This is a genomic window from uncultured Campylobacter sp. (assembly GCF_938018035.1).
In the GTDB taxonomy this organism is placed as follows: Bacteria; Campylobacterota; Campylobacteria; order Campylobacterales; family Campylobacteraceae; genus Campylobacter_B.
Genome location: NZ_CALIJF010000031.1, coordinates 1 through 8,409, shown reverse-complemented (window position 1 = coordinate 8,409; position 8,409 = coordinate 1). Strand labels below are relative to the sequence as shown.

The following is an 8,409-nucleotide window of genomic DNA, read 5'->3' as shown; positions in this document are numbered from 1 at the left end:
TGTGCTCGGGCTTTGATAAATACTTCCAGATCGCGCGCTGCTTCCGCGACGAAGACCTGCGCGCCGATCGCCAGCCGGAATTTACGCAGATCGATATCGAGATGAGCTTCAATACCCAATACGACGTAATGAGCGTAGCCGAGGAGGTTTTAAAGGATATTTTCAAATCCTGCGGCCGCGAGATCGTCACTCCTTTTAGACATATGGAGTATAAGGACGCGATGGAGCTTTACGGCAGCGATAAACCCGATCTGCGCTACGATATGCCTTTCATCGACGTAGCCGATATTTTTGAAAAATCGAGCAACGAAATTTTTTCAAATTTAGCCAAAGACCGCAAGGCTAACCGTGTAAAAGCTCTTAAAGTCGAGGACGGCGATCTGAAATTTAGCAAGCGCCAGATGCAAGGTTTTGAGGAATACGTGAAAAAATTCGGCGCGCAGGGCCTCGCATTTATTCAAGTAAAAGAGGACGGGCTAAAGGGACCGCTGGTAAAATTCTTTGAAAAAAGCGAGCTGGACGAGCTCATCAAGCGCTGCGAGCTTAAAGTCGGCGACGTCGTATTTTTCGGCGCGGGCAAAAAGAAAATCGTGCTTGATTATATGGGCAGATTTAGAATTTTCCTCGCAAACGAGCTTGGTCTCATAGATCCGAACAAGCTTGAGTTTTTGTGGGTCGTAAATTTCCCTATGTTTGAGCAAAACGACGACGGCAGCTACTCCGCGATGCACCATCCTTTCACTATGCCGAACAATCCCGACGAGCCTGATTTAGAGGATATTACCTCGATTGCCTACGACGTCGTGCTAAACGGCATCGAGCTTGGCGGCGGCAGCATCAGGATCCATAAGGCGGACATTCAAGAAAAGGTCTTTAGGCTGCTTAAGATCGAGCCTGCAGAGCAGAGAGAGAAATTCGGCTTCCTGCTCGATGCGCTAAGCTTCGGCGCGCCTCCGCACGGAGGTATCGCGATCGGCTTTGACAGGCTGATGATGCTCGTTACCGGCTCAAGCAGTATTCGCGAGGTTATCGCGTTTCCTAAAACGCAGCGCGCGCAGTGTCCGCTTACCAAAGCCCCTAGCGTCGTTACAGACGAGCAGCTTCGCGAGCTAGGTCTTAGGCTTCATAAGAAGGAGCAAAAATGAAAAGCCTTTTTCTAATCATTGGCGCTCCTGGTAGCGGCAAAACGACCGATGCGAGCATGATCGCTCAGATGAATCAAAGCATCGAGCACTACTCCACGGGCGATCTGCTACGCGCCGAGGTAGCAAGCGGCAGCGCTCTGGGCAGGCAGATAGATGGCTTCATTTCTAAAGGCAATCTCGTGCCGCTTGATATCGTCGTAAATGCTATCGTTAGCGCGATTAAAAGCTCGCCTAAAGACTTCATCATCATCGACGGCTATCCAAGAAGCGTCGAGCAGATGAGCAAACTAGACGAGGTACTGCGAGGCGACGATGATGTAAATCTTAGCGCAGTCATCGAGGTGTGCGTCAGCGAGGAGGTCGCCAAGGAGCGTGTTTTAGGACGCGCTCGCGGAGCAGACGATAACGAGGAGGTCTTTAAAAACCGCATGGCGGTATTTTCAGAGCCGATCGAGGATATCCGTAAATTTTACGGCGACGCAGGCGTATTTTACAGCGTAAACGGCGAGCGCACGGTCGAGGAGATCGTAGCGGACATAAACGCTATAATCGCCGCGCAGATCGAAAAATTAGGCTAGCGCGCTTGGATGGCGGCTTGAATTTTAAGTGCCTTTGGCTTCTTTTTCATACCGCAAGCGGCGCAGATCGTGCTTAAATTTAATGCGCCTCCGAAGCGAGCGCGCTTTTAAATTTATAGCTTGCCGTTGCGCGAGATAATTAAAATTTAAGCGTAAATTTAAGCGGCTCGCTGTGTAAATTTAAATGCGATCGTCAAATGCAAGCAGCTCTTAAATTGATGAAATTTCAGATCTGCTTGCGGACGCAGAGATTAAAATTTTAAGGATAGATATGGTTAGAAAATTTTTACTTAGTATGGTTTTGTGCGCGGCCGCATTCGGTGCGGGTGGGTTCGTCCCAAGCGGCTCCGCGGCGCAAACTCAGCCGTTAAGCGTCAAAGAAGCGCTTAAATTAAGAGATGATTCTTCTGTCGTAATCGACGGCAAGATAAAATCTCAACTCAAACACGAGCATTATAGATTTGTGGATCAAAACGGCGATAGCATCGAGGTTGAGATCGATGATGACGTTTGGCGCGGCGTGAGCGTGGATGAAAATACGCTCGTGCGAATTAGCGGCGAGATCGACAAAGATTTTACTAAAACGACGATAGACGTGAAAAATATCAAAATTTTAAATTCTAAATAAAGGAAAACTATGGATCTTTCAAAGATAAAAGTGGGCTCAAACCCCGATAAAATCAACGCGGTAATCGAGATCCCTTACGGCTCGAATATCAAATACGAGATCGACAAAGCAAGCGGCGCGCTCTGCGTAGATCGCGTACTATACGGCGCGATGTTTTACCCCGCAAACTACGGCTTCGTGCCCAATACTTTGGCCGACGACGGCGATCCTGCGGATGTTTTGGTGCTAAACGAATACCCGCTTGCCGCAGGCAGCGTGATCCCGTGCCGTCTAATCGGCGTTTTGATGATGGAGGACGAAAGCGGCATGGACGAGAAGCTGCTTGCCGTGCCGGTTAGCAAGATCGATCCGCGATATGACGGCATCAAAGGGGTCACCGATCTGCCTAAAGCTACGCTGGATAAGATCAAAAATTTCTTCGAAACCTACAAGCTTTTAGAGCCGAATAAATGGGTCAAAGTAAAGGATTTTGCAAGCGCCGCTGAGGCGGAGAAAATCCTAGACAAAGCGATTAAGGCTTATAAATAATCCCCTTTTTGCGCGCTTAGCGCTAAAATTTAATCAAATTTTGACCGATCCGTTCGGTCAAAATTTATCTTTAAATTTTAATTTCACAAATTTACAAATTTTAAAATATTTTAAATTCCGCGCAAATTTTACCTGAAGTCTGCGCTTGGTTTTTTCGCTTGTTTTTCGGCGGTTAAGCTAAGCAGTCTTGGGTTATTTAAATAAAGATTTTTAAAACTACATTGCGTGAAATGGTGCGACGAGGATCGGAGCTCTACAAGCTAACAGTAGAGAAATTCCGCGAGCCAAAAGGCTTCATAGAGACCGCGGTTAAAATTTCAAAATTCGCTATCTTGATTTTGAAAGAGATCGCAAACATCATTGCAAAATTACAAAGCCAATGTCATCACAGAAAGAAGCCTTTGTTTGAGTTGCTGCGCCACGTAAAATTTGAAATTTACACGCTACATAAAATTCGGAAATCTAAATGATACCAAATGATTTACTATCGTCATCCTTTTTAAATTTAGTAATAAATCTATAAATTTTGATTCCAAAGGCTTTCGTTTTATAAGACATCAAACACCTGATTAAATTTTAAAACTGAAACTCCCATGTCAGTTTATAGTTCCTACCCGGCGAGTAAAAGCGGTTGATGCCAAGCCCTGTTTCTTGATCTATCAGATTGCTAGTTCCAAAAGGCCTTATTGATCTGGCGCTTTCCCAAGTGATATATTTGCGATCGGTTATATTATATACGCCTGCACGAAGAGTTAGATATTTGATCGGCTTTACATATGTTACGAAGTCTATCGTGGTATATCCGCCGCTTCTCCATTCCACTTCGCTATTGCTTACAGGTTTGCCGTTTACGATTTTGCCGCTTCGCGCTTGCTCATACCAATACATATTATAGGTGTCGTCTCCTTTTTTTGCAGCTACCGCAGTTACAAATAGATCTGCGCCGAATTTATCGCCTGGGCTTTGGTAGCTTACGCTATAAACCGCCGTTCTAGGCTGGATCGCATTCATCGGAGTATCGGTTTTGCCGTGACCTATATCCATTCTGCCTTTTTGAATACTTAGCTTATATCCTATATGAAAGCCCTGTAGAGGCTGCCAAATTTGATCCAAAAATAGCTTCGATTCGATCTCTATTCCTCTAACCCTCGCTTTCGGACGATTTACGTTTTGATACACAGAAGTAGGCATTGTACTTCCGCCGTTTCCGTAAGGAAGCTGGAATTCCCCCTTATATTGTAAATCTATAAAATTCCTATAATCCGTTTGGAATAAATTCAATGTAACGAAGCTTGGAGAATTATGAAGCGTAAAGGCAATCTCTTTAGTCTTTGCCGTTTCTTTTTTCAAATCCAAATTCGGATATATCGAAAAATCACGGTGCTGGAAAGTGAAGTAAATTTCATCCGAAGTAGGCGCCCTAAATCCGTTTGCGTATTTAAGCTGAAGCCTGAAAAAATCAAGTGGATCGATGCTTGTAGATAAAGAATATGAATTTGCCGAATATTTTCTCTTCTGAGAAGCTAAATATACGGCGTTGGCTTTTGCATTTGCATTCTTATGCGCCTTTATCTCATCACTAGACGGCGTACCGGGAAGTGGAGTATAAGGAACAAACATTCCGATAAATAGATCAGTTGGAATTTTTGGCGTAACGCCTGGGGTATATGATGGATTGTGTTTAACCTTATCATACCTATAATTAAGATCAAAGGCTAAAACATCGTTTATACGAAAGTCATCTCCCACATAAAGCGCTCCGGTTTTGGTTTCAACCGGAATAAGGAAGCTAAAAGGATCATCTTCGTGACCGCAAGCGTTATTATAGGCAGAGGCATTGGTATATGATTGGCATTTATCTGGATACCAAGTGCCTAATATGGGAAACTTAGGATTAGTATTTCTAACTCCAGTAAAATATTTAGCCCACCATTGTTTATTTTGAGGAGAGTAACCCGCCCTATTTACCATACTTTTATCGCTTTTACTATAAAGCCCTCCATAACTTAAAGAGTGTTCTGTACTTTTTATATGAAAGTCTTTTGTAAGATCAAGATTAAACTGCTTAGTATTGGTGTTTAAATCTCTATCCTTCCAGTTATTTTCTACGTATCCATTTTCACTAGGTAAAAGTACTTGATCCGAACCGACGGGCGATAATTTACCGTAATTACCTTTGCTATAAGGCGTAGTTACTTTATTTATTGAATATGTTTTATATGTACCGCTATTTGTATCAAAAAGAGTCATACCTTTAGAGCAATCATATTCATCACAATTGATATAGGCATCATCATTAGGTTTATAACTGCTATATGCATCCATATCTAATATATGGGATTCGTTTTTTGGATTATCCGGATCTGAAAAATCAAACTGACTATCTACTAACGTAGGCATAAATCCCCACTTTAGCCATGTCTTTACTTCCCCTCCATATTTATCTACCATTTTTCCGTCTTCATTTATATGAAGACCGGACGGATTTGAATTTCCCGCGCAGTTATCACCCTCGCAATACTCATCCGTTCTCGCTTTTAACTTAATATGTTGCTTGTTATAGCTAAATTTTAAGCTATCCCACAAAGGCGTTTCGTCGAAATTTTCGTAAGTGAACGAATAGTTTTTTCTTTCGCTTCTATCGTTGGTATGTCGTATGTCATTAGTTAGAGCACCCCAAGGAGTTTGCGTATTATAAAGAGCAAATTGATTCGACCAGTCTATTCCCTCTGATTTTATATTAGACTTATCGTATCCTAAGCTAAATCTATCGGTATCGGTAGGCTGAAAGCCAAATTTTACCAATGTGCTTTTTTTGTAAATTCTATAAGGATCGGGTTTTTCTCTAACTTTTCTTATAACAGTAGGATCATATTTTTTATATCCCCAGTTTTTTAGTTCATGTCCTTCTCTATCGGTGTGAATAGCCAAAAGATCAAACCACTTAAACCGAACTGCAGCTGCGTGGCTTTGCCAGTTTTGTCTATCCGCACTTTGATACCCGCGCTTAAATCCGTAATACCAATCCTTCTCCGTTAGATAATCTCTCGCATCCTTTGTCTCAAACGCTACTGAGCCACCTAGCGCGCCCGAGCCTCTTTTTACCGAATCTGCACCTTTAGTGATATCTACCTGTCTTACGTTTTCAACCTCAACGCCGTTTCTAGTGTTATTAAAGTTTCCATATCCTTCAAATAGATCTTTAAAACCTTGCGAGCTTAATGTTTCTGCTTGGCGAAGTCCATCTATGCTTATATCTACGCGGTTTTCATCTACTCCGCGGATCGAGTAGCCACTAGCACCGAATCTTCCGCTTTCGACAACTGAAACGCCGGTTTCGTGACGAACCATATCTCTACTATCGCTAACTTGCTCTTTGGCGAGTTGCTTGGCGCTCTTTTTCGTTTCGCCGACTTTTTTGGTAAGCGGGTCGCTTTCTACATTTCCCGTAACATTGATCTGCCCCAAATTTTGGGAGCCACCTTCGCTATCATCCTGTGCAGCTAAAGTGGCCGCGCATAAACAAAGCGCTCCCCCCGCTGCAATAAAAAACCTAAATAAGCTCATTTTGATCCTTTTATAATACTATTTCTCATAGGCGTTATTAAAAAAAAGCAGTATATTAGTGAAAAATTCTTTAAATTTAAATTAAAAAGAATTTTATTTATCATTTATAGTTATAGAACTTAATTAAATTTAAAGAATTCCCAGGTTTACGCCTTTATCTCTTAAATTTACATTTTTTAAAATTACAAATTTTTACTTTAAATTTGAAAGTATTTTTATTAAATGCATGCGATGAGACAGCGAGTAAATTTGAAAATTTAACTTCAGAAATTTTAAAATTTTATCATAAGTGAGTGGAATTTTATCTACGCGTAGTATATAGCTGGCATCGTGGCAGACTAGTATTTCTACGAAGCTGCGCCTAAGATAATTTATAAAATTTAGAATTTTAAAATTCTAAAAAATTTGATAGCTCGCTGATTGCGTAGCCTTGCTTGCGCAAAAGCATGCAAGCTTCACGGATTAAGGCGCACTCGGTGCGATGCCGTGCTTATCATCGATGGGTTCTGCTTCGTTTAATTGCTTGTATTCGTCGCAGCCGATCTGCTCTGCTAAATCGCATGCTTTCCCGTAAAATTCTTTTGCTAAGGATCTATCTTGCTTAATATGCCATCCATTTTTGTATAAATCCCCGAGATAACTACACGAGTCCGCATCCCCGCTCTCGCAAGTATTTTTAAGCAAATTTAGCCCGCTTTGATATAGGCTTACCGCTTTTTGGTAATTGCCTTCTTTGTATAAGTCTCCCAGAATCAAGCACGCCGCCGCCCTGCCGCCGTCACAAGCCTTCTGGTATAAATCCGCAGCCTTTTTGAAATCCTTCTCTACGCCCCTGCCGTCTATATATAGATCCGCTAAGCGCTGGCACTCATATAAGTCGTCGCCCTCATCGCATTTTTTTTGATTTATTTGAGCTTTCTTTTGGTACAAAACAGCCGCTTTTTTATATAGAATCTCCGCCTTTTGTAAGTCCTGTCTGACCTTGTCGCCGTTTTTATATAAATATGCAAGGTTATTGCACATATCTGCATCACCGTTATCGCAAATCATTTGACGCAAAACCATAGCTTTGTGCTTATCTCTTGGGGCGCCGATACCGGATTCGTATAAAATTGCAAGCAAATTGCACGAAAGCATATTGCCGCCGTCGCAAGCCTTTTGATGCAGGCTCGCCGCCTTTTGATAATCTTGTCTAACGCCATAGCCTTCGAAGTATAGTCCTGCAAGCTCATAGCAGCCGGTCATATCCCCGCCGTCGCAAGCTTTTTTATAAACCTCCGCTGCCTTTTGATAGCTCTGCGTGGTGTTGATGCCGAATTTATATAAACCCCCGAGCCTATAGCAGCTTCGCGTATCTCCGCCGTCGCAGCTGCGCTGCCATATTTTTATCGCTTTAGAATAATCGCCGTCCTCATAGAGCTTATCCGCGTCTTCAAAGACTCCGCCCATGCAAAACATAGCTATAACGGCTAGATAAAGATATCTTTTCATTTAATCCCTTTGAAATTTCTGTAAATCTACTTGCGCATTCACGGCGCAAAATTCTGCATTTAATATTTTATGATCTCGGTCTGCGCGTGGGCTTAGCGCATAGCTAGCCCAAACGACGCAAAATTTCTAGACGTCTAGCTCTCCTTCAAAAGCTTGGTTAGCGCCGTGCCGCTTTCGTCGTGTTTGCGGATATTTTTATAAATTTTATTGAAATAAATTTCTAAAAATTCCTGATCGTCGATTTTCTCTTCGCCCTTTTTCGGCGCGATCTTTCGGTACTCGCCGCTGCTTTGCAGCTCGAACGCAAGCTCGTTGTCGCTTAGCTGAAGTTTTAAAATTTCTTTGAGCTTGTTTTGCAGATTTTCGTTGTAGATCGGGCTCATCAACTCCAGTCTGCGCTCCAAATTTCGCGGCATCCAATCTGCACTCGCGATGTATAGGCTGGGCTGGGCGTGCGCGAAGTAAAAAATTC

At 42.6% G+C, this 8,409-nt stretch carries 7 protein-coding genes and 1 pseudogene; 5 read left to right on the top strand and 3 right to left on the bottom strand.

Translation table 11 applies throughout. The features are described from left to right. From aspS to Q0257_RS00960, 5 genes are all read left to right on the top strand, one after another. Positions 1 to 1,145, top strand: a 1,145-nt coding sequence (gene aspS, locus Q0257_RS00980; protein WP_298020420.1) for an aspartate--tRNA ligase, incomplete at its 5' end; no start/stop codon positions are given. Next, positions 1,142 to 1,723, top strand: a complete 582-nt coding sequence (locus Q0257_RS00975) for an adenylate kinase (RefSeq protein WP_297882540.1) — start codon at positions 1,142 to 1,144, stop codon at positions 1,721 to 1,723. The genes aspS and Q0257_RS00975, both read left to right, overlap by 4 nt. A 271-nt stretch (positions 1,724 to 1,994) precedes the next feature. Then, positions 1,995 to 2,351 (top strand): NirD/YgiW/YdeI family stress tolerance protein, encoded by a 357-nt coding sequence (locus Q0257_RS00970; protein ID WP_298020417.1) that lies wholly within the window; start codon positions 1,995 to 1,997, stop codon positions 2,349 to 2,351. Between the two features lie 9 nt (positions 2,352 to 2,360). After that, positions 2,361 to 2,879, top strand: coding sequence for an inorganic diphosphatase (gene ppa, locus Q0257_RS00965; RefSeq protein ID WP_298020414.1), 519 nt, complete (start codon positions 2,361 to 2,363; stop codon positions 2,877 to 2,879). Positions 2,880 to 3,109: 230 nt separating this feature from the next. Further along, positions 3,110 to 3,349, top strand: a complete 240-nt coding sequence (locus tag Q0257_RS00960; RefSeq protein ID WP_298020411.1) for a hypothetical protein — start codon at positions 3,110 to 3,112, stop codon at positions 3,347 to 3,349. 106 nt (positions 3,350 to 3,455) lie between these two features. On the opposite strand, the gene Q0257_RS00955 is transcribed toward Q0257_RS00960, so the two are convergent. From Q0257_RS00955 to Q0257_RS00945, 3 genes and pseudogenes are all read right to left on the bottom strand, one after another. Then, the gene (locus Q0257_RS00955) at positions 3,456 to 6,446 is read right to left on the bottom strand and encodes a TonB-dependent hemoglobin/transferrin/lactoferrin family receptor (RefSeq protein ID WP_298020409.1); all 2,991 of its coding nucleotides are present in this window, start codon (positions 6,444 to 6,446) and stop codon (positions 3,456 to 3,458) included. 462 nt (positions 6,447 to 6,908) lie between these two features. Further along, complete coding sequence (locus Q0257_RS00950; RefSeq protein WP_298020406.1) at positions 6,909 to 7,937, bottom strand: SEL1-like repeat protein; 1,029 nt, start codon at positions 7,935 to 7,937, stop codon at positions 6,909 to 6,911. Positions 7,938 to 8,071: 134 nt separating this feature from the next. Beyond that, positions 8,072 to 8,409 (bottom strand): annotated as a pseudogene (locus Q0257_RS00945) (RNA degradosome polyphosphate kinase); the annotation flags it as partial.

What these genes read in the sequence shown, in the direction of transcription:
- Q0257_RS00975 (WP_297882540.1), top strand. Translation starts at nt 1,142, where the DNA reads ATGAAAAGCCTTTTTCTAATCATTGGCGCTCCTGGTAGCGGCAAAACG.
- Q0257_RS00970 (WP_298020417.1), top strand. Translation starts at nt 1,995, where the DNA reads ATGGTTAGAAAATTTTTACTTAGTATGGTTTTGTGCGCGGCCGCATTC.
- ppa (WP_298020414.1), top strand. Translation starts at nt 2,361, where the DNA reads ATGGATCTTTCAAAGATAAAAGTGGGCTCAAACCCCGATAAAATCAAC.
- Q0257_RS00960 (WP_298020411.1), top strand. Translation starts at nt 3,110, where the DNA reads ATGGTGCGACGAGGATCGGAGCTCTACAAGCTAACAGTAGAGAAATTC.
- Q0257_RS00955 (WP_298020409.1), bottom strand. Translation starts at nt 6,446, where the DNA reads ATGAGCTTATTTAGGTTTTTTATTGCAGCGGGGGGAGCGCTTTGTTTA.
- Q0257_RS00950 (WP_298020406.1), bottom strand. Translation starts at nt 7,937, where the DNA reads ATGAAAAGATATCTTTATCTAGCCGTTATAGCTATGTTTTGCATGGGC.